13 protein-coding genes are annotated in these 23,697 nt (G+C 61.4%); 8 read left to right on the top strand and 5 right to left on the bottom strand.

Annotation, left to right across the window (positions count from 1 at the left end):
- Positions 1–303: 303 nt before the first annotated feature.
- A complete protein-coding gene (locus FXB40_RS10780; RefSeq protein WP_148772179.1) occupies positions 304–8,202 on the bottom strand; it encodes an alkaline phosphatase family protein in 7,899 nt (2,632 codons plus the stop codon).
- A gap of 385 nt (positions 8,203–8,587) precedes the next feature.
- Positions 8,588–10,414, bottom strand: a complete 1,827-nt coding sequence (gene glmS, locus FXB40_RS10775) for a glutamine--fructose-6-phosphate transaminase (isomerizing) (protein WP_148772178.1) — start codon at positions 10,412–10,414, stop codon at positions 8,588–8,590.
- Positions 10,415–10,933: 519 nt separating this feature from the next.
- On the opposite strand from glmS, the gene FXB40_RS10770 reads away from it, so the two are divergent.
- The gene (locus FXB40_RS10770; protein WP_148772177.1) at positions 10,934–11,170 is read left to right on the top strand and encodes a DUF6894 family protein; all 237 of its coding nucleotides are present in this window, start codon (positions 10,934–10,936) and stop codon (positions 11,168–11,170) included.
- A 110-nt stretch (positions 11,171–11,280) separates the two neighbouring features.
- On the opposite strand, the gene FXB40_RS10765 is transcribed toward FXB40_RS10770, so the two are convergent.
- Positions 11,281–11,901 carry a LuxR C-terminal-related transcriptional regulator gene (locus FXB40_RS10765; RefSeq protein WP_246207514.1) on the bottom strand — a complete coding sequence of 207 codons (621 nt, stop codon included), beginning with the start codon at positions 11,899–11,901 and terminating at the stop codon, positions 11,281–11,283.
- Positions 11,902–12,840: 939 nt separating this feature from the next.
- On the opposite strand from FXB40_RS10765, the gene FXB40_RS10760 reads away from it, so the two are divergent.
- The 7 genes from FXB40_RS10760 (at position 12,841) to FXB40_RS10730 (ending at position 19,888) form a co-directional block, all read left to right on the top strand.
- Complete coding sequence (locus FXB40_RS10760; RefSeq protein ID WP_246207512.1) at positions 12,841–13,494, top strand: LuxR C-terminal-related transcriptional regulator; 654 nt, start codon at positions 12,841–12,843, stop codon at positions 13,492–13,494.
- Positions 13,495–13,942: 448 nt separating this feature from the next.
- Positions 13,943–14,662, top strand: a complete 720-nt coding sequence (locus tag FXB40_RS10755) for a nucleotidyltransferase family protein (RefSeq protein WP_148772176.1) — start codon at positions 13,943–13,945, stop codon at positions 14,660–14,662.
- 72 nt (positions 14,663–14,734) lie between these two features.
- Positions 14,735–15,871 (top strand): DegT/DnrJ/EryC1/StrS family aminotransferase, encoded by a 1,137-nt coding sequence (locus FXB40_RS10750; RefSeq protein WP_148772175.1) that lies wholly within the window; start codon positions 14,735–14,737, stop codon positions 15,869–15,871.
- Entirely contained in the window at positions 15,868–16,554 is a 687-nt protein-coding gene (locus tag FXB40_RS10745; protein ID WP_148772174.1) for a sugar transferase, read from the top strand. Before FXB40_RS10750 ends, FXB40_RS10745 begins: the two co-directional genes overlap by 4 nt.
- A gap of 23 nt (positions 16,555–16,577) precedes the next feature.
- The gene (locus FXB40_RS10740; RefSeq protein ID WP_148772173.1) at positions 16,578–17,585 is read left to right on the top strand and encodes a GDP-mannose 4,6-dehydratase; all 1,008 of its coding nucleotides are present in this window, start codon (positions 16,578–16,580) and stop codon (positions 17,583–17,585) included.
- A 140-nt stretch (positions 17,586–17,725) separates the two neighbouring features.
- Entirely contained in the window at positions 17,726–18,985 is a 1,260-nt protein-coding gene (locus FXB40_RS10735) for a polysaccharide biosynthesis/export family protein (RefSeq protein ID WP_148772172.1), read from the top strand.
- A 246-nt stretch (positions 18,986–19,231) separates the two neighbouring features.
- Complete coding sequence (locus tag FXB40_RS10730) at positions 19,232–19,888, top strand: helix-turn-helix transcriptional regulator (protein ID WP_148772171.1); 657 nt, start codon at positions 19,232–19,234, stop codon at positions 19,886–19,888.
- A 105-nt stretch (positions 19,889–19,993) separates the two neighbouring features.
- Here FXB40_RS10730 and FXB40_RS10725 read toward each other — a convergent pair whose 3' ends face one another.
- Entirely contained in the window at positions 19,994–21,418 is a 1,425-nt protein-coding gene (locus tag FXB40_RS10725) for an HlyD family type I secretion periplasmic adaptor subunit (protein ID WP_148772170.1), read from the bottom strand.
- Positions 21,405–23,528: a type I secretion system permease/ATPase gene (locus FXB40_RS10720; RefSeq protein ID WP_148772245.1), complete on the bottom strand. Its 2,124-nt coding sequence runs from the start codon at positions 23,526–23,528 to the stop codon at positions 21,405–21,407. Before FXB40_RS10720 ends, FXB40_RS10725 begins: the two co-directional genes overlap by 14 nt.
- Between the last annotated feature and the right edge of the window lie 169 nt (positions 23,529–23,697).

Here is a 23,697-nt window from a genome sequence, read left to right as displayed (position 1 = left end):
TAAGCGCGGGGCAGGCTGGTTTTCCGCTTAGTCCATTGGGGGCATGAACAGAATTCGGCCACATGATGACCAACATGAACAACGGCCATGAACAAAGTTTGGCCGACTGAGAACAAATTCGGACAACACGAAAATTCGGCCCCGGACTCAGGGGGTTACGTCCGGACAGGACGGGACAGCCCGTCGGAACAGATCGTGATCTTGGACGTGCAGCTGCAGCACACGGCACGATTGCCGAGGCAATCCGATGCCGACGATGGCGCGAAGGGACCGTGGAAGCTGAGCGAGCCGGGTCCTCCGGTCTTATCCCGAGTGGAAATGAGGAGCCGCAAGGAACTGGTTCTCCGGGCCGGCTTGCGGATAGAACGCCGAGGAGATCGGGCCAGAGGGGCCTCCTCGGAAGCCGGCTGCCGAGAATTGATCCATCAGCGCTGCAAGGCGGTCGATATGCCCCTGGGGCCAACCGATAGCGGTGCCAGCCGGCAACGACACGGCTCCACCACCAGACGGGTCCGCCGGCGGATCGGTCACCGTCATGGTCTGTGACGCCGATGTCGCGGTTTCGCCCGTAGTCGTGTTGCTTGCCGTCACCGCGAATATCGCGACCGGATGATCCGTGCCCGTATAGCTCGACGACAGCGTCAATCCGGTGAGCGGCGTGCCCGTCGTGGCGGCTCCCTCGGTAATGGTCCAGGTATAGGTTCCGTTGGATTGAAGGCTGCTCGTGACAGTATTTCCCGCAGGCGCTGTGATCGACTCGTAACTGGGCAAGCCGCTGATCGTCAGCGACAGTTTGTCGTCGGAATCGACGGGCGTCGCGGTGATGCCCAACGCGATGGATCCTCCGGCCTGCACCGTCAGCGACGTGCTGCTGATGGTCAGTCCCGGGACCTCGGGCACCTTGTCCTGATCCATCGTCAGGGCGCGGGTCGCGGTCGGCGCCGGATTTCCGGCCGCGTCTGAGACGCTGGCAGAGACGGTGTAGTTTCCATCCGCCAAGGCAGCTGCTTGCGCGCTCGTCACAGCAACCGACCACGCGTTGCTGCTCACCGCCTTCGTATAGGAATTAACGATCGCGTTCGCGCTGTTGAGGATATTAACGGTGACGATCCGACCGTTCTCAGCGCCAGACGTTGTGCCGCTGACGGCGAAGCCCGCAGCACCTTCCGTCGCATTGACAATGTTGTCACCTGCGATGGTGCTGATCGCAATCGTGGGCGCCGTCGTGTCGATCTGCAGGGTGCCGGCCGGATTGAAGTTGGTGGCCCCCGACAGATTCGCGGCGTTGCCGTTGCCATCGATGATGGTTCCGCCGTTGAGGGCGAGCGATGAGACGATGAGATCGGCCGTGTTCTGGCCTGCCGCCACCGTGTAGCTGAAGGTGAGCGCGGTGCTGCCCGAGCCGCCGGTGTAGCTCGCCGTGCCGCCATCGTTGAGGGCGAGCCTCGGGGTGCCGCCCGCGGTATTGACCGTCACGGCTGCACCGAAGTTGACCGTCAGAGTGACCACCTTGCCGGCATTGAGATCGCCGGCGCCGTTGGTGATGCCGGTGCCGGAGGCCACGATCGAGGCAATCGTCGTAGGCGGTCTGTTGACCTGGAGGATGCCGCTGGGATTGTAATTGCCAGCGCCCGACAGATTGACGGCATTGCCGGCGCCGTCGTTGACGACCGCGCCGTTGAGGTTGAACGACGAGATCGTGAGATCGGGTGTGGTTTGCCCCGCCGCCACCGTGTAGCGGAAGGTGAGCGCAGTACTGCCCGAACCGCTGATGTAGCTTGCCGTGCCGCCATCGTTGAGGGCGAGCGTCGGCGTGCCGCCGGCGGTGTTGACCGTCACCGCCTCGCTGAGATTGACCGTCAATGTGACGACCCCGCCGGTATTCACATTGCCGGTGCCGCTGGTGATGCCGGTGCCGGTCGCGACGATCGAGGCAATCGTCGGCACCGTCGTGTCGATCTTGAGCGTGCCGGCGGGATTGGCGTTGGTCGCGCCCGACAGATTGGCGGCGTTGCCGCCGCCATCGGTGATGGCCCCGCCGTTAAGGTTGAACGCGGAGACGATGAGATCGGCAGTATTCTGGCCTGCTGCCACCGTATAGCTAAAGGTGAGCGCGGTGCCGCCCGAGCCGCCGGTGTAGCTCGCCGTGCCGCCATCGTTGAGCGTCAGCGTCGGTGTACCGCCGGTGGTGTTGACAGTCACCGCCTCGCTGAAATTGACCGTCAGCGTCACCACCTTGCCGGAATTGAGATTACCGCTGCCGCTGGTGATGCCGGTGCCGGAGGCCGCGATCGAGGCAATCGTCGGCGCCGTCGTGTCGACCTGAAGCGTGCCGGCCGGATTGGCGTTGGTGGCTCCTGACAAATTGGCGGCGTTGCCGCTGCCATCGGTAATGGCCGCGCCGTTGAGGTTGAGCGATGAGACGATGAGATCGGCGGTGTTCTGGCCTGCCGCGACGGTGTAGCTGAAGGTGAGCGCGGTGCCGCCCGAGCCGCCGGTGTAACTCGCCGTGCCGCCATCGTTGAGGGTCAGTGTCGGTGCGCCGCCGGTGGTATTGACGGTCACAGCCGCACTGAAGTTGACAGTCAGCGTGACCACCTTGCCGGCGTTGAGATCGCCGCTGCCATTGGTGATCCCGGTGCCGGAGGCCGCGATTGAGGCAATCGTCGGCGAGGCCGCCGCAGCGCCTCCGAAGACCTGAATGGGCGCGGCTCCCGCGGCGGTGTTGGGGGCGGTCAAGCCATACGAACCGAGGATCGTGCTCAGGAGGTTATAATGATTGTAGGCGGCGCCGTAGTTTCCAGCGACGACATTGGCACCATACAATAAAGTTGGAATCTGGTTGTTGCCGTTATCATCTTCATCCCAAGTCACGACGAGAAGAGAATTATTGCTGACGGCCCACTGGGCGTAGGCACTTAGATTTTGCTGAAGCCACGTATCGCCGTCGGTGATCGTCCCGTTGTGCATGTCGTTGCCGACACTTGGAATCACGAACGAGACAGTCGGGAGGCTCGAATAATTGCCGTTGGCAAACAGCGCGGGAAAGCTGGTGAAATCTGTCTGAATCGTACGGCTTTCGGGGAATGAAACCCAGGGGTCGTGGTTGAAGTCGCTGCCTCCGTTCCCCTCGTCAACGTAGCCCGTGAAGCTAAGGCCCGCATTGTGCAAGACGGTGTAGAGCGTTGGATCCGGCAGGCTGTAAGCGTTGTCGTCGGTGACGCCGAAGGTCGAGCCGGCATAAAGGGCGAAATAGTTCCCTTGGCTCGGATGAGTTTCCGCCGTGAAGTTGGTCAGCGAGGCGCCGCCGGCCATGAGGCTGTTGATGTAGGGCGCCTGGCTACTGCCGGCGATCTCGTTGTAGTTGTGGTTCTCTTCAACGACGACCACGATGTGGCTGAACTGCGGAACGCCGGCGGCGTTGGTCGAATTGACCTGCAGGGTGCCGGCGGGATTGTAGTTGGTGGCGCCCGACAGGTTGGCGACGTTGCCGGCTCCGTCGTTGACGACCGCGCCGTTGAGGTTGAGCGCCGAGATGGCGAGATCGGACGTGGTCTGGCCAGCGGCCACCGTGTAGCTGAAGGTAAGCGCGGAGCCGCCCGAGCCACCGGTGTAGTTCGCCGTGCCGCCATCATTGAGGGCGAGCGTCGGTGAACCGCCGCTGGTGTTGACCGTCACCGCCTCGTTGAGATTGACGGTCAATGTGATGACCTGGCCGGTGCTTACATTTCCGCTGCCGTTGGTGATGCCGGTGCCGGACGCCGCGATCGAGGCAATCGTCGGCGCCGTCGTGTCGATCTGAAGGGTGCCGAGCGGATTGTAGTTGGTGGCCGCCGACAAATTGGCGGCATTGCCGCTGCCATCGGTGACGCTCGCGCCGTTGAGGTTGAACGACGAGATGACGAGATCGGCGGTGTTCTGGCCTGCCGCCACCGTGTAGCTGAAAGTGAGCGCGGTGCCGCCCGAGCCGCCGGTGTAGCTCGCCGTGCCGCCATCGTTGAGGCTCAGCGTCGGTGCGCCGCTGCTGGTGTTGACCGTCACGGCTGCGCCGAAATTGACCGTCAACGTGACCAGCTTGCCGGCATTGAGATCGCCGGCGCCGTTGGTGATGCCGGTCCCGGACGCGGCAATCGAAGAGATGGCCGGACCGGTCCCTGCGGAGGCCTGAATGGCGATTTGAGCGACTGACGTCTGCCACCAGCCGTTGGCGACGTATTCGCTCGAGATCCAGAACGAGTTCGGATTGTTGGGGTCGACGATCGCCGATGAATTGAGGCCCCAGCGCTGCACGCTGTTTCCATCGCCCGAGTTGAAGAAACCGGTGCTCGCCTGATACAGGATCGGCGCACTGAAAGAGCCGGTGGGATTGCTGCCGCTCTGGAAGACGTAATAGTCCGACGGGTATATGTTCGGACCACTGGCGGTGAAATTGATGATGACATCGCCCGATGCATCCACCGCGATGGAGGGATCGAACGTTCCCACGTTGGTTCCGAGCGAGGCGCCGGAGATGTCGCCCTGCGCCACGAGGGATGGAGCACTGGGATTGCTGACGTCGATCTTGAACCAGTGGACCAGCGGTACGCTCGACCCGCTCGGCTTCATCTCGGCCACGGCGTATAGATAGCCGTTGGCATAGACCATGCTGGCAATGCGATTATCGACGGCATCGAGCAGCAGGCTGGTCCCCTGCTGCTGCACGGTGTAGCTACCGCCCTGGTCGATATTGCCGAGCGCAATGGTGTTGGTGGTGCTGAATGTATTGGTGGCCTTGTCGTAGGTCTGCAATGCAACGAGGATCTGACCTCCGCTGGAGAAATCGCTCGCGTAGTAGGTCTTGCCATTGTTGCCGGCTGCAACGGCGAAGATACGCTGGGTCGACGGCATGGCCTCGCTTGCGGTCACGCTCAACGTGCCGCCACCATAGATGCCACCGCCCGCGCCGGCCGTATCGCTGATCACCCAGTTTTCCGTGCCGGCGAAACCGGACACGTTGATATTGTACTGTGGCGCAGTGATGTAGACGTTCGAACCGTCGACCGCCAACATCGGGCGGTCAGAATCGGTCAGCTGACCGTTGATTGTGACCGTCGTATTGAGCTGTGAGAAGTTCCAGCCATCGTTCGGATTGGAGTCCTTGGAAACCGCAATATCCATGGCGGTGGTGGTGCCGTTCGGCGCCAGGTACTCCATCATCGCGACGAAGCGCTGATTGACGCTGTCGTAGACGACGCGCTGATCGAAAAGGCCGCCGGTCGGCGACAGCGATGAGAAGAAGCTGTAGACCGACTGCTGGGTCGGCGACCCGCCGGCCAGGTTCGTCCATTCGATCAGCGATCCCTCGATCATCACAACGAAGTTCGACCCGACGGCAAGACCGTTGTGCGGCGGATAGTTGCTGGTTGTCGATGGCCCGGAGAACAGCGTCTGGATGCTCGAAGTGGGGGTGGTGACCACATTGACTTGCAGAGCGCCGGCGGGATTGTAGTTGGTCGCGCCTGCCAGGTTAGCGCCGTTGCCTGCGCCGTCGCTGATGACCGCGCCGTTGAGGTTGAGGGCCGAGATGGCGAGATCGGACGTGGTCTGGCCAGCAGCCACGGTGTAGCTGAAGGTGAGCGCGGTGCCGCCCGAGCCGCTGGTGTAGTTCGCTGTGCCACCATCATTGAGGGTCAGCGTCGGTGCGCCACCGGTGGTGTCGACCGTGACCGCCTCGCTGAGATTGACGGTCAATGTGACGACCTGGCCGGTGCTCACATTGCCGCCGCCATTGGTGATGCCGGTGCCGGAAGCCACGATCGAGGCAATCGTCGGCGCCGTCGTGTCGATCTGAAGCGTGCCGGCCGGATTGTAGTTGGTGGCCGCCGACAGATTAGCGGCGTTGCCGTTGCCGTCGATGATGGTCGCGCCGTTGAGGCCGAACGATGAGACGATGAGATCGGCGGTGTTCTGGCCTGCCGCCACCGTGTAGCTGAAGGTAAGCGCAGTGCCACCCGAGCCACCCGTGTAGCTCGCCGTGCCGCCATCGCTGAGGGTCAGCGCCGGGGTTCCGCCGGTGGTATTGACCGTCACCGCCGCACTGAAGCTGACCGTCAGCGTGACCACCTTGCCGGCATTGAGATCGCCGGCTCCGTTGATGATCCCCGTCCCGGAAGCCGCGATCGAGGCGATCGTCGGCGCCGTCGTGTTGATCTGCAAGGTGCCGGCGGGATTGTAGTTGGTGGCCCCCGACAGATTGGCGGCGTTGCCGGCGCCGTCGTTGATGACCGCGCCGTTGAGGTTGAGCGCCGAGATGGCGAGATCGGCTGTGGTCTGCCCCGCCGCCACCGTGTAGCTAAAGGTGAGTGCGGTACTTCCAGAGCCGCTGGTGTAGCTCGCCGTGCCACCATCGTTCAGGGTGAGCGTCGGCGTGCCGCCCGTGGTGTTGACCGTGACGGCCTCGCTCAGATTGACGGTCAATGTGACGACCCCGCCGGTATTCACATTGCCGGTGCCGCTGGTGATGCCGGTGCCGGTCGCGACGATCGAGGCAATCGTCGGCGCCGTCGTGTCGATCTGTAGCGTGCCGGTCGGATTGTAGTTGGCGGCGCCCGACAAATTGGCGGCGTTGCCGCTGCCATCGGTGATGGCCGCGCCATTGAGGTTGAACGACGAGATGATGAGATCGGCGGTGTTCTGGCCTGCCGCCACCGTGTAGCTGAAGATGAGCGCGGTGCCACCCGAGCCGCTGGTGTAGCTCGCCGTGCCGCCATCGTTGAGGGTCAGCGTCGGCGCGCCGCCGGTGGTGTTGACCGTCACGGCCGCACTGAAATTGACTGTCAGCGTAACTACCTGGCCGGCGTTGAGATCGCCAGCGCCGTTGGTGATCCCGGTCCCGGAAGCCGCAATCGAAGAAATGGCCGGACCTGGTGTGGAGCTCTGGATAGCGATCCGAGCGACCGACGTCTGCCACCAGCCGCTGGCGACATATTCATTCGATATCCAGAACGAGTTCGGATTGTTCGGGTCGACGGTGGCCGATGAATTGGCGCCCCAGGGCTGCGTGCTGTTTCCGTCCCCCGAGTTGAAGAAACTGGTGCTCGCCTGATACAGGATGGGGGCGCTGAAAGAGCCGGCGGGATCGCTGCCGCCCTGGAAGACATAGTAGTCCGCCGGATACATGTTCGGACCACTGGCGGTGAAATTGATGAGGACATCGCCCGATGCGTCCACCGCGATGGATGGATTGAACGTCGCCACACCGGTTCCGATCGCAGCGCCGGAGATGTCGCCTTGCGCCACGAGGGACGGAGCACTGGGATTGCTGACGTCGATCTTGAACCAATGGACCAGCGGCACGCTCGAGCCGACCGGCTTCATCTCGGCCACTCCATAGAGGAAGCCGTTGGCATAGGCCGTGCTAACAATCCGATTGTCGCCGGCGTCGAGCAGGAGGCTGGTCCCCTGCTGCTGCGCGGTGTAGCTGCCGCCCTGGTCGATATTGCCGAGGGCGATGGTGCTGGTGGTGCTGAAACTATTGGTCGTCTTGTCGTAGGTCTGCAGGGCAATGACGACCTGACCTCCGCTGGAGAAGTCGCTCGCGTAGTAGGTCTTGCCGTTATTGCCGGATGCGACGGCGAAGATGTCCTGTGTCGACGGCATGACTTCGCTTGCGGTCACGCTCAGCGTGCCGCCGCCATAGATGCCACCGCCTGCGCCGGCCGTATCGCCGATCACCCAGTTTTCCGTTCCGGCGTAACCGGACACGTTGATGTTGTACTGTGCTGCCGAAATGTAGATGTTCGAACCGTCGACCGCCAACGTCGGGCGGTCAGAGTCGGTCGACTGACCGTTGATCGTGACGGTCGTATTGAGCTGCGAGAAGGTCCAGCCGTCGTTCGGATTGGAATCCTTGGAGACCGCAATATCGATGCTGGTGGTGGTGCCGTCCGGCGCCAGGTACTGCATAATCGCGACGAAACGCTGATTGACGCTGTCGTATACGACGCGCTGATCATAGAGGCCGCCGGTCGGCGATAGCGGCGAGAAGAAACTGTAGATCGACTGCACGGTTGGCGATCCGCCGGTCAGGTTCGTCCATTCGATCTGCGACCCGTCGATCATTACGACGTAGTTCGACCCGACGGCAAAACCGTTGTGCGGCGGATAGGTGCTGGTGGTCGATGGCCCGGAAAACGATGTCTGGATGGTCGAGGAATAGCTCACCTTAACGCTCCCTCTGTCCGAGTCGCCACATCTTGGAACATTCGCGTTGCCGCGGAACATTCCGCCGGGCCGCGGTACGATTTACTGAAATGCGCAAGTCAATGTTTGGCGGGGCTTCGCAATCCAGTCTTCCTCCCCCGATGCGCCAACGCGCATGCCGGACCCACAGATAGATGATCTCCGTCCGCCTTCGGCGCTAACGCTGCCGCCGGCGGCCCGTTCGATATTGCACGACGTTTAGGAGGAATTTGTAGCAGGACGACGGACTATTCCGTCGACCCAAAGGGGGTACTCCGCCATCGGATCCGCGTGTTGGCCGCGTTTTCTTTGCGTTACCGGCGACGCCGGCGACTGCGAGACACTGTGACGCAAGGGACGTTCGCCTCTATTCGACCGTCACCGATTTGGCGAGATTGCGCGGCTGGTCCACATCGGTGCCCATGATCACGGCCGTATGATAGGCGAGCAACTGGATTGGAACGGCGTAAACGATCGGCGCGAAGGTCGGCACCATGTCCGGCAGCAATATCGTGGCTTCGGGCTCGACGGCCGCCTCCGCCGCTCCCCTGGCATCCGTCATCAGAATGATCCTGCCCCCGCGCGCGGCGACCTCTTGCATGTTCGACACGGTCTTTTCGAACACACTGTCGAAGGGCGCGATGACCACGACAGGCATGTTCTCATCGATCAGTGCAATCGGGCCATGTTTCAGTTCGCCTGCGGCATAGCCTTCGGCGTGAATGTAGGAGATCTCTTTCAGCTTCAGCGCACCTTCGAGCGCCAGCGGATAGCTGGTGCCGCGGCCAAGATAAAGCACGTCCCGCGTTTTCGCGATGGTGCGAGCCAGCTTCTCGATCTGCGGTTCGCAGGCAAGAGCTGCCGCCATCAAACGCGGCACTTCGATCAGCTCTCTGACCAGCCCCCTCTCCTCGCTCGCGGAGATCTCGCCGCGCGCTGCACCGGCTGCGACCGCGAAGGCGGCGAGCGCCATCAGTTGACACGTGAAGGCCTTGGTGGAAGCGACGCCGATTTCCGGACCAGCCAACGTCGGCAGCACTATTTCGCTCTCGCGGGCAATGGTGGAAGTCGGCACGTTCACGATGGAGACGGTGTGCGCCCCTTTATCCCTGGCATGGCGAAGTGCTGCCAGCGTGTCGGCGGTTTCGCCCGATTGCGAGATGAAGATCGCGAGGTCGCCCTTGCGGATTGGCGCTTCGCGATAGCGGAACTCGGAGGCAATATCGACATCAACCGGGATATGAGCCAGCCGTTCGATCCAATACTTCGCGATGGCGCCAGCATAGCTCGCGGTGCCGCAGGCCGTAATCGTCGCGCGCCTCACATCGCTGAAGTGGAACGGCAGCTTGATCGGCAACGCCGCCCGCTCGGCGCTCATATCAACATAATGGGCGAGCGTGCGGCCGACCACGTCCGGCTGCTCGCAAATTTCCTTGGCCATGAAATGGCGATAGTTGGCCTTGTCGGCGACGAACGACGCCCCACCCGTTTTCAGCACCTCGCGGGCAACGACCGCGCCATTCGCGTCCCGGATCACCCCTTTCTCACGCGACAGCACCACGCAGTCACCGTCCTCGAGGTAGCTGATGCCATCGGCAAAGGGAGCGAGCGCAATCGCATCGGAGCCGAGATAGGTCTCGCCGTTGCCATACCCCACCGCCAGAGGCGACCCCCTGCGTGCTCCGATCAGAAGATCGCGATATCCGTTGAAAAGGAACACCAACGCAAAGGCGCCACGCAGCTGCGGCAACGACGCCCACACGGCTTCCTGAGGCGAATAACCCATCAGCAGGTACGAATGAACGAGATGTACGACGACTTCCGTATCCGTGTCGCTCGCGAAGGTGGCGCCCTTCTCTTCCAGCGCCTGGCGCAGTTTCCGGAAATTCTCGATGATGCCATTGTGCACCACGGCGACGCGCTCGGTCGCATGTGGATGGGCATTGTGCTCGGTCGGCTTGCCGTGCGTGGCCCAGCGCGTGTGACCGATTCCGGCGTCACCGCCCAGTGGCTCAGCAAGCAGCCGCGCCTCCAGGTTCCTGAGCTTGCCTTCGGCTCGGCGGCGTTCGAGACGACCGTCATCGAGAGTTGCCACGCCCGTCGAGTCATACCCGCGATACTCGAGCCGCCTGAGTGAATCGACCAGTCGCTCCGAGACCGCAGTTCGCCCTAGAATGCCGATGATTCCGCACACGGTCAGATCTCCCAGCTCGCCGACAATCGAGACAACGCACGCGCAGGTGATCAAGACCAATACGCTGCTATCGCACAATCGAGGTTGTCGAATCGGGGGAGCGCCCGCAGCAACCGCGGGTTACTCCATCGGAGTTGCGCTTCCCAACGCAGCACCTGAACGATTCAATCATTGTCGCCCGAAGTGCATGCGCGAACGCCAGAGGGCGGATCAATTAGCCGGACTATCTACCGGCGCCGCGCTGTCGATGCTGGGAGATCGCGGCCCCGGCGGGGGGCTAAATCGCAGGGGAGCCGGGGCCGCTGAACACGCCGCAGTGGGCAGAGACGGCGCAACCCGACCTTAGTCCGCAAGAAGCAACTGTCCATGTCAACCAAGAGAGTCCCGGGAGACAGTGAGGTACCCAACAATGATCATGGACGTGAAACGGCACCTTGTCGTAGTTCCATTGCGGGACTCCACTACTACACCAGGTCTGGTTCGACGCCCCAGGGATGCAACCGTTTTACGGAAGCGCCAATGCCTCGCTATTTTTTCCATGTTCACGATGGTGGATCAGTGCCCGACGACCTCGGGGTGAACTTGCCGGACATCGACGCCGCGAGGTCAGCGGCCATTGAGTTGAGCTGCGAGATTCTCAGCAGCGAGCTCATTGGGCCATTCCAGGATCACCCGTCCTGGCGGATTGAGGTGAGCAACAGCCCAGAACTGTCCAGCCTGCCCTTGTTCACGCTCCACTTCTCGGTCACGCAATAGCCGGCAGCAACCACCCTGCTGGTTCGCCAAGCGCCTGTGATCAGGCTCGGCGGGCCTGCACTCGCCGCGGAGCGACCGCCCAAGCAAGGCGGATCTTCAATGTCCGTGGCTTACTCAGATTCCGGTGGCTTGACTGGAGTGCTCCAATCACTCTGCGAAAAGGCCAAGGCCGCGAGCGCGGTCCTGTTGCTGATTTCGAGCTTCTGGAAGATGTGGTGGAGATGGACCTTGATCGTACCGTCAGCAATGTTCAGCCGGCGTCCGATCTCCTTGTTCGACAGTCCTTCCGAAACCAGGCGAATGATCTGGCGCTCTCGATCCGTCAGCACAGTCAGAGCATTGTCCGAATTCGCCACCTGAGCCGCGGGCACAATCTGATCTGTCGAGGATGGCGGCAGGATCCTTATGCCACTCGCGATTTGCCGCAAAGACTGCACCAGCGCTTGCGCCGAGGCCTCTTTCAGAATGACGCTGCAACCACCGAACCCGTCGGTCAAGACGAGATCACGAGCTTCGGCAGGGATATAGAGCACCAGGCGCGTGCGGCTGCCTGCATTGGCGCCAAAGGAATTCTTCACCGCGGCCAGATCGGGCATTGTTGGATCGAGAAGCGCGATATCGGGCGCCAAAGTTCGAATGGCCTCGATGCAGCTCGTGGCATCGCCACAGGTAGCAACAATGTCGAAGTCGACTTCCGCGCCGAGCACTGTGCGGAGACCCAGCAACAGCATCGGATGCCGATCTGCGACCACTACACTCGTACGACTCATTGGGCGCTCCATAATTGGTAGCCCCCCGACGTCAACACCCCGCCCCAGGTATCGCTGTTCATCTCGATGCCGATCAGAATATCACATTTGCGAAAATTCAAGAAATCTCGACCCCACAAAGCAGTACGCTGAAATTAATGAACCTATGAATTAACACGCTCGCGCTCTACATCCCGTGATTCGCACGCCATAGCTTACGACAGAATTACAATCGCCGCGCCGAACTGCACCCCCGCAAGATTGCGGTGACCGATCGCCGCGCTGCGAGATGGCGACGAACACGCGCTCCAACGATCATTCAGAAGCTCCGCCATTTGTCTATCTTTGATAGAATAACACTTGTTAGCGCCCTTAGGTTGCACAATCATAGGATGCGGCGTCAGCGGGCAACCGGCTTCGGAAGGCTCGCAATGTTCAGGAACATATCCTCCCCGGCTCATCCGCAGATTGCGTTAGTTGTGCTGCGAGAGCCCCGTAGTTTCCTCAGCCGCACCTATAACCAAGGATATATATGGCAATCGGCAATTCGCATCTAACCTTCACAAAAGTTTAACAAATTTGGAGGGCCCCAAACTACCGTCGATGACGAAGGCTAAATAGCGCGCGAAAGCGGTACGTCGAACGGAACAAGAAAAGCGATCAACTGAACGACCTGCTGCAACAGCAGGCCGGAGAGACCGGCGTAAATTGTTTAACTCCTAAATTTTTCATTGCAGTCGTATCATTGCGTATGTCGCGGAGGGTAAAATGCGGAGGCGGCAATCTTGTGAAATCGTCCTTATTGGAAAGAGCATTCTGGTTAGAGAGGGAATTTCGCGAATACTACATGCAGCTAATTTCCGGATAATGCTATCAGCTTTGAGTGCGGATGAATTGCCAAACGCACTCCAGACACAGCAATTGCTGTTTCTCATCATCCACAACGGCGACAGCTTCGATGTCGCACTGGATCAGATGCGTTGCGTCAAAGGCCGTTGCCCTGGCGCACGGATAGCGATCGTCTCCGACCACTATCGCCACGACGAACTCGTCGTGGCGTATCGGGCCGGCGCCAGCGGCTATTTCGTCAACGTCAATTCTTGTGATGCATTCGTCAAATCCATCGAACTCGTGACGATGGGAGAGACGGTCTTTCCACCAGCATTTCTGGAATTCGCCCTTGACGGCAATCATGAACGCGAAGCTGCGCCAATCGGCGACGAGGTGCACGACATCGTGACCGCAGCGCAGGCACCACTTGCGCCGCATCTTTCTCCCCGCGAGAAGGCAATCCTGTCGTGTTTGATCGAGGGCAATTCCAACAAGTGCATCGCCCGAAAGATCGACATCGCAGAGGCGACCGTGAAAGTCCACGTCAAGGCGATCCTGCGCAAGATCCGGGTCCAGAACCGGACACAAGCAGCGATCTGGGGAATGAACAACGGGCCCCTGGTGCACGCCGCAAATGGCAACACCCTGCCCGCGATGATTTCCCAGCCCGCAGGCCTGATCGCCTTGCGAACCGATCTGCGAAGTCATGCGAGTCGGAATTCCGCCGCCGATGAAATCGGCTAACAAGGATTAGTCCGCGCCGTCGCCTCGTCGCAAACACCGAGCGATAACGGACTAATCCCACGGCAGGCAAACCGTCGATCAGCTTGCGAACCTCCACATACGCCACAGCAGCCTGGCTGCTGTGGCGTATGTCTTTTCGCGCCTATTTCAGCTGCTTTTCCGCGCGATTATCAATGATTATCGCTTGATTTGCGCGCGTAGCGCGGGCCTGCGCGGCGCCGCATCGTTCACTCTCGCACCTGCTGCGACGTTCGACATTCGACTGCGATGGAGGTGAACCGGCTCAGTCCGACTCAATCGTCTCATGCAAACGTACGAAGACGGGCCAAAACATTGCGCGTACGTTTCTGCAACGCTCGAACCGCGACCAGCATGCTGAGATCGGACTTCACGAGCGAAAGTGCATACTTGTTGAGCGATTGCGAGCTCTCACCATACGGAGGCTTAGATGAAAGCGGTTATTCAATGCGGCGGCAAAGGAACGCGCTTACGGCCCCACACGTCAATTTTGCCGAAACCACTTATGCCGATCGGCGCGCGTCCCGTCCTCGAGCTCGTCCTCAAATGGCTCAGGCGGAACGGAATCAGGGAAGTCTACGTCACCACCGGATATCTTGGCCATCTCATTCGCAGCGTCTGCGGGGACGGCGAGCAGTGGAATATGCGCATCAACTACACGCAGGAAATGGAGCCGCTCGGAACCATTGGCCCGCTGTCGCTGCTGCGCGACCAACTCGACGAGCCGTTTCTGGTCCTCAACGGCGACGTGCTGACGGATCTGAATCTGAATCAGTTCGTGGGCAGCCATCGTCGCCGCAACTCGAAGCTCACGATCGCCACCGCAATTCGCCCGACCAAGATGGACTTCGGCGTGATCGACGAAGTGGACGAACGGGTGACTGGTTTCCGTGAAAAGCCCGAACTCTCGCATCTCGTTAGCATGGGCATCTACTGCATAGATCCGTGCGTCCTCGAACGGATCCCATCCGGCGTTCCCTTCGGCTTCGACGATCTGATGTTCCAGATGCTCGACGACGAAGTACCGGTGAACGTGTTCAAGCACAGCGGCCTCTGGCTCGACATTGGCCGCGTCGAGGACTTCCTGAAGGCACAGGACGTCGCTTGGGACGAACAATCACCGGTGTTCGCCAGCTCCGTCGCCGCCTGATGCGACCTTTCGCGGTGACCGCAAGGATCGCGTTCACCGCGTCAACTCACTCATCAGATTGGAGACGATCACATGCTTTTGGTATCAGAGCCCGTCCTGGGAGACGAGGAAAAGGCAGCTCTCGCCGCTGTCATTGAAAGCGGCTGGGTCACCATGGGGGATCGCGTTCGCGAGTTCGAGCAGGCGTTCGCCCGCTTGCACGAGGCCGAGGACTCGGTCGCTGTCGGCTCCTGCACGGCGGCTCTCCACCTCATCTTGCATGCCCTCGGCATTGGCCCGGGAGACGAGGTCCTTGTTCCGTCGCTGACCTTCGTCGCGACCGCCAACAGCGTTCTCTATGTCGGCGCCCGACCGGTCTTCGTCGATATCGGATCTGCGGACGTTCCGTTGATGTCGCTGGACGACGCAGAATCGAAGTGCACGTCGAGGACCAAGGCCATTATCCTGGTGCATTTTGCCGGCTACCTTGCCCACCGCGACGCCTGGCAATCCTTTGCCCGCCGAAAGGGCCTGCTCTTGATCGAGGACGCAGCTCACGCGCCCGGACTGCCCGAGGTCGGCAGCTATGGCGAAGCCGCAGCATTCAGTTTCTACGGAAACAAGAACATGACCACCGCAGAGGGGGGCGCGATCATTGCGCGCAGCCGTACCTTGCGCGAAACCATCCGGCAGGCCCGCGCTCACGGGATGACGAGTGGTGCGCGACAACGGCTCACCAGCCGCCGTCCGGATTACGACGTGACGATCCTCGGCTTCAACTACCGGATGGACGAACTGCGAGCCGCGCTCGGTCTCGTGCAGCTGAAGAAGCTGCCGGAATGGAACGATAGCAGACGGCGGCTGTCGGCCACTTACCGCGAGCTCATCGCGGAGCTCTGCCCGTCGGTGATGGTGCCATTTGAGGCTCCCTGGCCCTCGACCCACCATTTGCTACCCATCGTGCTGCCACCGGCAACGAGCCGCCAGCGCATCATCGATCGCCTTCGTAAGCGCGGCGTTCAGACCACGGTTCACTATCCGCCCGTCCATCGCCTGACATTCTACAGGGATCTCTACCCGGAGTTGGCCCTCCCGCGCACGGAGGATTTTGCTCGCCGCGAGCTTACGCTGCCTCTGCATCCCAAAATGTCGACATTAGACGTCGACAAGGTCGTGGATGCGCTGGCGGCCGCACTCGCCGCCGACTACCCGATGGGGGCAGTCGCATGACGGTGCCCGAGACGGCGAGCGGATACGCGGCTCAGTCTCGCTCCTCTCATTTGGACGTTCGGCGAGCGATCGACATACTCTGCGTCGGCCTCGCGATGACACTCCTTTCGCCTGTCTTCGTCATTGTCGCGCTTGTGATCTGGCTCGAAAGCGGCCGGCCCATCCTGTTCTCGCAGCTGCGCCTGGGACAGCGCGGCGAGCCATTTCGGATGTACAAGTTCCGCAAGTTCTGGCCGAACTGCGGCAACGACGGCTCTCCTCTGACGCTGGTATCCGATGAACGCATGACGACCGTCGGCCGATTGCTCGCCGCGACCAAGCTCGACGAGCTGCCGCAACTATGGAACGTCCTGCGCGGCGACATGTCTCTGGTTGGACCCCGGCCGGAGTCTCTCAGCTTCTCGGACTGCTACCGCGACGGCTTCGAAAGAGTGCTTGAACATAAGCCAGGCGTCTTTGGACCGTGTCAGGTCCTGTTCCGACACGAAAGCCGCTTGTATCCGACTGACGCGCCCGCGGCGGACTTTTATCGGGAGGTCCTGTTTCCGGCCAAGGCGAGGATCGATCTGGCCTATTTTCCGCGCCGAACTCTCGCATCCGATTTCGGCTGGATCGCCCGCGCCGCGCACATCATCGCAGTGGAATGCTGGACCGCGTTGAGGCGGAAGCATCGATCAAAATGACAGAGTGAGAGAGAGCGACGACGATGACTTACAAAGGGGCGAAGATTCTCGTGACGGGAGCCGACGGCTTCATCGGCTCGCATCTGACGGAGGCGCTCGTTTCGGCAGGAGCCTCCGTGACCGCGTTGGCGCAATACAACTCTTTCGACAGCCATGGCTGGCTCGACGATATCCCGCAGTCGACCCGACAGGCGGTCAACCTGGTGCGCGGGGACATTCGCGACGCGGCCTTTGTCGGCCGCATCGTCCAGGGTCAGAATTACGTCTTTCATCTCGCGGCACTGATCGCCATCCCTTACTCCTATGTCGCGCCGCAATCCTATGTGGAGACCAACGTCCTCGGAACGTTGAATGTCCTCGAGGCGGCCCGGCAACACGGCACCGAGCGGGTGGTCGTGACCTCGACGAGCGAGGTCTACGGTACGGCGCTCACAATGCCGATCGACGAGTCGCATCCACTACAGGGGCAATCGCCCTACTCTGCTTCAAAGATCGGCGCGGACATGATGGCGGAGGCCTTCGCGCGCTCGTTTGGCCTTCCCGTCGTGATCCTCAGGCCATTCAACACGTTCGGACCCCGGCAGAGCGAGCGCGCGATCATTGGCACAATCATCCGGCAGGCGCTCGACCCCGACTGCCGCGCGATCATGGTCGGCGATACCACGCCTGTACGTGATCTGACATTTGTCACGGATACCGCGGCGGCATTCATGGCGGCCGGGCTCGTGGATGATCTCGAATATGGCCATGCCTACAACGCCGGCAGTCAGCGCGCCATCTCCATCGGCGAGCTGATTGATGTCATTCTCGAGCTGACGTCCAGTCGCAAACCGATCGAACACGACGCAAAGCGCTTGCGGCCGACGAACTCGGAGGTGCGCGCGCTCCTTGCCGACTCGACCCGGTTCGTGCGGGCGACCGGGTGGACGCCGAAGGTGACGCTCCGCGATGGCCTGGAACGCACCGTCAATTGGTGGCGAGCTCGCCTCTCCGCCAAGCAAGTCCGACGGCAAGCGGATTTCATTACATGACGAGATCGCTTGATCATCGGCGTATTCCGGGACATGTCGTTCGCGGAGCCAAGGTGCCGTCGCGATCGCCAACGGCTCGCTTTTCCCGGAATGAGAGCCGCGCCGTGCCGGGCGTGGCCAGATAATGCAGGGAGATCGCCATGGATCGCACCAGGCCCCGGAATACGTTCACCCACATCTCACTTGCCTGCGCGACGGCGATGGCTCTGTTGGTCAGCAATGCGTGCTTCGCTGCACAGTATCGCCTCGCGGCAGGTGATACCGTGGAAGTATCGATCGGCGGTGCGTCCGAGCAACGCCACAAGGCGCAAATCCAGATCGACGGCACGATCGCCATTCCTGGAATCGGCACTGTCGAGGTCGCCGGCATGACCACCGCCGAGTTGCAGAGCCGGATGGAGACGCTGCTGCAATCGAGGATCCTGCGGCAACGTCTGCCCGACGGACGGGAGCAAGCGATCGTCGTCGTGCCCGGAGACGTCATCGCGAGCGTGGTGGAGTATCGACCGATCTACGTGACCGGCGACGTTCTCACGCCCGGACAATTGGCGTACAGGTCATCGATGACCGTACGCCAGGCCGTCGCCGTTTCCGGCGGGTATAGCCTGTTGCGCTCCCGGAACCAGCCGGGCACCAATGATCCGGCGGATCTTCTGCGCGACTACCAGTCGTTCTCCACCGAGTACGTGAAGGAGTATTTCCACGTCCTTCGCATCGATGCTGAACTGGCGAACAAGGACGCATTCGATCAGACCACGCCCCAGGACATATCCCTGCCGGCATCTGCCATAGCTCCGATTGTGCAAGCCGAGGCAGAGTCGCTGAAAACCGCGCAGACCGACTACCGCAAGGAGCGTCGATTTCTGGAGGACGCGGTTAAGCAAGCGGACGCACAATTCGTCACCCTCAGCAAGCAACAGGAGGGAGAAGAGAAAGGCGTACAGGCCGATGAAGAAGAGCTCGATCGCGTGATCAAGCTGTTCGGTTCCGGCTCCCTGCCGAGCCCGCGCGTGACCGAAAGTCGTCGCGCCCTTTTGCTTTCCTCGACCCGACGGCTGCAAACCACGGTGGAGCTCATGCGCCTTCAGCGCCAGCGCGAGGACTCTGCCCGCCAGATCGATCGCGTGGCAAGCCTGCGTACCGTGACCCTGCTTCGTGAGCTACGAGACTCAAACGTTCATATGACGGACCTGCGCATAAAGATGCGATCGGTGGGGCAGAAGTTGCAGCCGGTAAGCGGCAGCGCAGCACTGCCGGCGGGAACAGGTGATCTGCGGCCCCAGGTCACCGTCATACGAAAGTCCGGCCCGCAATGGGAGAAGATCACGGCATCCGAAGATTTCGACCTCGAGCCGGGTGACGTCATCGAAATCGCGTTGCGGCAGCAGGGCGGCTCCTGAGATCACCGGCTCGAGCGGCACAGCCTACCGACCTGCGGAGCTCCTCCCATCGACAATGACCTGAGCTGTCAAGCGACGGGTCCGGAACGCCGGGCCGGCCTCGGCCGCCTTCGTCAAAAAGTGCAACCGGATTACCCCCAAAGCTGGCCACCTACCACCGATTGAACGTTTACAACACGTACGGGAATTGGAGAATGATCATCAGACACTCATTCATTTGGTTGAGGCAAAGGGGAACGGGGCATCATGCTGAACTTGAACCAGAGCAGCTCGGTTGCGTCGCGTTACCAATCCAAGGAGACCATCTTCAACATCTCCAACCGTGTTCCCCCCACTCTTCCCGAGGATGCTCCGTCCGATATGCGCGACGAGCTGCATGCGGCTCTAGGCCGGGTCGGTTGCGCGCACGTTGTGCTTAAACACGGCCATGTGGTCGAGGTCAGCCCGACCGGACGCGCCATATTGGAGCGTTACAGTGAGTTCACGGCGGGGGCGAAATCGCTGTACGGCGTTGTAAGGGAGATCGCAAAGCGGGCGAGCGTCGAACTTCCCCCAGGTTCGATGTCGTGGCTGGCGACGTCCTTCAACGAAGGCATAACGAGCCTCGTGAACCAGATGACGAATGTCTGGCCAGACGAAACGTACACCATCATCCTGCTCGATCTCGATGCCCGTCCGGAGCCGTCACCTCGAACGCTGCAACGCCTGTTTAGCCTGACGGCCGCGGAAACCCACCTCGCGATCGCATTGGCACGCGGTGGCAATTTGCTGGATATTTCCCGCACTCAACGGCTGAGCCGGGCGACGATCCGCTCGCATCTCGCATCCCTCTTCGTCAAGACGCAGACGCGGCGGCAAGTGGAGCTCGTCTCCCTCTTGGGACGGATCGCGCTGTTCCCATAATGCAGCCAGGCGCGATCGTTACGAGGCCCAGAGCTACTTGCCTGGATGCCGATGCGGCACCGCCAAAACCAGGCTTGCGCCCGGATCCGCCCGGCGGCCTGATCCTTATCTCTCCCGCAGCATTTCCTGATTGTATCGCGTGAGGGGCGAAAGCAGGTAGCTGATGATCCGTCGCGAACCGGTCTTGATTTCGACTGTCACCGCCATTCCGGGCGACAGTTGGACGGTCCGCCCCTCGATCATCATCGCCGTGCGATCGAGGCTGACGCGGGCCGCGTAGATCAGCTCCTGCCCCTTCGGCTCGCTGGACGCAGTCTCGGCGCCTCCGGGTTGCTCTCGCGCCCCATCCTCGCGCCGATCCCTTGTGATGGAATCGCGTGAAATGCTGAGCACGCGCCCATCAAGCAGACCATAACGGGTGAAATTGAAGGTATCGATCTTGATCGCAACGGTCTGCCCGGGAACGACAAAGCCGATATCACGGTTGGATACCATGGCCTCGATCTCGAAATCCGGATTCAGCGAAACGACGGCCGCCAGAGTTTGTGCCGGCGTAACCACTCCGCCGATCGTGTGTACCGCCAATTGCTGCACCACGCCGTCGACAGGCGCCGTCAGAATCTGCAGCTTCGCCTTCTGCTCGGCCTTGATCGCGTCCTGGGCGAGACCCGCGGCCCGCTGCTCTGCCTTGGACAGGTCATCATAGAGCGTTCGGCGGAACTCAGCTTCCGCCTTGGACCTGGCCTGTGCAAGAGTCGCCGTCGCCGCCTCGGCCTCGCGTAGCCGGCTCTGCTGAACGAGAATGTCGTGCTGCTGACCGACCAGATCCTGCGCCTCGGTGAGATAGGTGATCTTGGACCCGATTGCTTTGTCGTAAAGATATTTGCGGACGTTAACGCGCTCCTCAAGCAACGGGATCGTTGCATCGAGCTTCGATATCGTCGCCCCAATGGTCTCGCTCTCCGCCTTCTTCTGCGCCAACTGTCTGTCGAGCTCCGACAGCTTGGTCGCCTGCTCTATCATCTGACTGGCGAGGAATTGACGATGGAGTTCGATCGCCTGCGGGCCGGCCCCGATCGGCGGGACGAAGGCTCCGATCGGGTCGCCCGGCGCCAGCGCCGCCCGCAACCTCGCGATATCGAGCTGGGCAGCAATGAGGTCGGCCTTCACATGGTCAAGCTCAGCACCACTGATGGTCGGATCAAGCTCGATCAGCACGTCGCCGGCCCGCACCGTCGCGCCGTCCCGCACATGAATTGCTCGCACAACCCCCGTTTCGGCGGGCTGGATCACCTTCGTTCGGCCATTCACCACGATCTTGCCCGGCGCAGTTGCAACCACGTCGACCCTGCACAGCGCGGCCCAGGCCAGGGCTGAGCAGAACAACAAGATGATGGTCATGCCGATGGCACGGCCGACTGGCGACGGCGGCCTCTCCATGACTTCCAGCGCGGCGGGGAGAAAGGCGGTCTCGTCCGCGCGACGCCGGCGGCCATCAGGAAACCGGATAATTTTTCTAGCGGCCGTCATGGGTGCCTGCCTGTAGCAAATGCAGGTTCGCATAGCGCCCGTTCGAACGGATCAGCTCGTCGTGAGTGCCGTCCTCCACGATCCGCCCGCGATCGATGGTGATGATGCGATTTGCCCGCCGCACCGTGGAAAGCCGGTGAGCGATGATGAAGACGGTGCGCCCATCACAAATACGTCGCATGTTGTCCTGGATGATGCGCTCGCTTTCGTAGTCGAGCGCGCTGGTGGCCTCGTCGAAAATCAAAACACGGGGATCATTGACGAGGGCGCGGGCGATCGCGATGCGCTGCCGCTGGCCGCCCGAAAGGCTGCACCCGCGCTCGCCGACCATCGTATCGTAGCCCTCAGGAAGCTCGAGTATGAACTCGTGTGCGCCGGCAAGCTTGGCCGCATCGACGATCCGCTGCATCGGCATGGCGGGATCGGCGAGCGCGATATTCTCGGCCACGGTCCGGTTGAAAAGCACGTCCTCCTGCAGGACGACGCCCACCTGCCGCCGCAACCAGGCCGCATCCGTCATGGCCAGATCGACGCCATCGACCAGAACCCGGCCGCTTTCCGGCACGTATAGTCGCTCGATGAGCTTGGTCAGGGTGCTCTTGCCCGAGCCGGACGGACCGACGATACCGACCACCTGACCGGCCGGAACATGGAAGCTGACGTCGTGCAACGTTTCAGACCCGTCGACGCGATAGCGAAATCCGACGTGATCGAATGTGACGGCGCCCCGAATCGGCGGAAGCACGGCGCGCCCCACGCTGATGGTCGGCTCCGGCCGCGTATTGAGGATGTCGCCCAGCCGCTCGACGGACAGGCGAACCTGGTGGAAGTCCTGCCAGATCTGGGCAATGCGCAATACCGGCATGTTCACGCGGTTTGCCAGCATGTTGAAGGCCACCAATTCACCGACGGTCAGGCCGCCTTCGATCACCAGCTTCGCACCGAAAAACAGTACCGCGACCGTCACCAGATGGCTTACCAATTGCACCGCCTGGCTTGCCACATTGCCGAGGCTCACGACCCGAAAGCTCGCGGACACATAGCCGGCAAGCTGCTCCTCCCAGCGCCTGTTCATTTGGGGCTCGACCGCCAGGGCCTTCAACGTTTGCACGCCCGTTATGCTCTCGACCAGGAAAGCCTGATTTTCTGCTCCGCGCCGAAACTTTTCATCCAGGCGCTCACGGAACAGCGGCGTCGCAATCGCCGAAATGCCCAGGTAGAACGGGAACGCCGCCAGCACGATCAACGTCAGCATCGGCGAGTAGATAAACATCACCGCGATGAAAACGGCGGTGAACATGAAATCGATGATGAAGGTCAGCGCCGAGCTCGTCAGGAAGTTGCGGATATTTTCCAGCTCCTGAACGCGGGCCACCGAGTCACCAACGCGGCGCGCCTGGAAATACATCAGCGGCAACGAGACCAGATGGTGGTAGAGCCGCGCACCGAGTTCGACGTCGATGCGATTGGTCGTGTGAGAAAAGAGGTAGGTGCGCAAGGTGCCCAGAATGGCTTCGAACACAGCTATCGCAGCCAGTCCGATCACCAGGACTTCCAGCGTGCTAATGCCGCGATGAACGAGCACCTTGTCGATGATCACTTGAAAGAACAGCGGACTGATGAGCGCGAAGACCTGGAGGAAGAAGGATGCGACCAGTACTTCTCCCAGGAGGTGACGATATTTCTGGATCGCGCCGAGAAACCAGGTGAAGTCGAACCGGCGGGAGAGATCCGAAAGTGATGCCCGGCGCGCCATCAAGACCAGGCGGCCGTCCCAGATCGCCTCGAATTCGGCTCGCGTTAACTTGAGCGGACGGGGGTCCGAGGGACGCTGAACCAACACCTCGTCCCCGTCCGCCTTGCCCACTAGGAGGAAGCCGCCTTGGTTGAGCACCGCGATACCCGGCAAGGCGATGCGGGGAAGACGCGCCCAGCCGGTTCTAATCGTGCGCGCCTTGAGGCCGAAGGCCTTAGCGCATCGCAACATCTCGGTCACCCCGATCTGGCGCGTGCCCAATCGGTGGCAGAGTTGCTGCTCGTCGGCCGCAATACCATGCAGCCGGAGCAACAGGACCAGCGAGAAAATCCCTGATTCCCCTGCAGACACCATTTCACGACCATCCCACATCTGGTCCGCCAGCATCGCGCGATCGATTTCACCAAGTCCGCTCTGAATGCCGACTGTCCGCTGCTGCAGGAGCCCTTCGGGCAAGACACTAGCCCCGCTCACGGATCATTCGTACGGCTAATGCGCGGTACACGCGCCGCCTCCCTAAACC

The organism is Bradyrhizobium rifense, assembly GCF_008123425.1.
Classification (GTDB): Bacteria; Pseudomonadota; Alphaproteobacteria; order Rhizobiales; family Xanthobacteraceae; genus Bradyrhizobium; species Bradyrhizobium rifense.
This window is presented reverse-complemented; position numbering and strand designations above follow the sequence as displayed.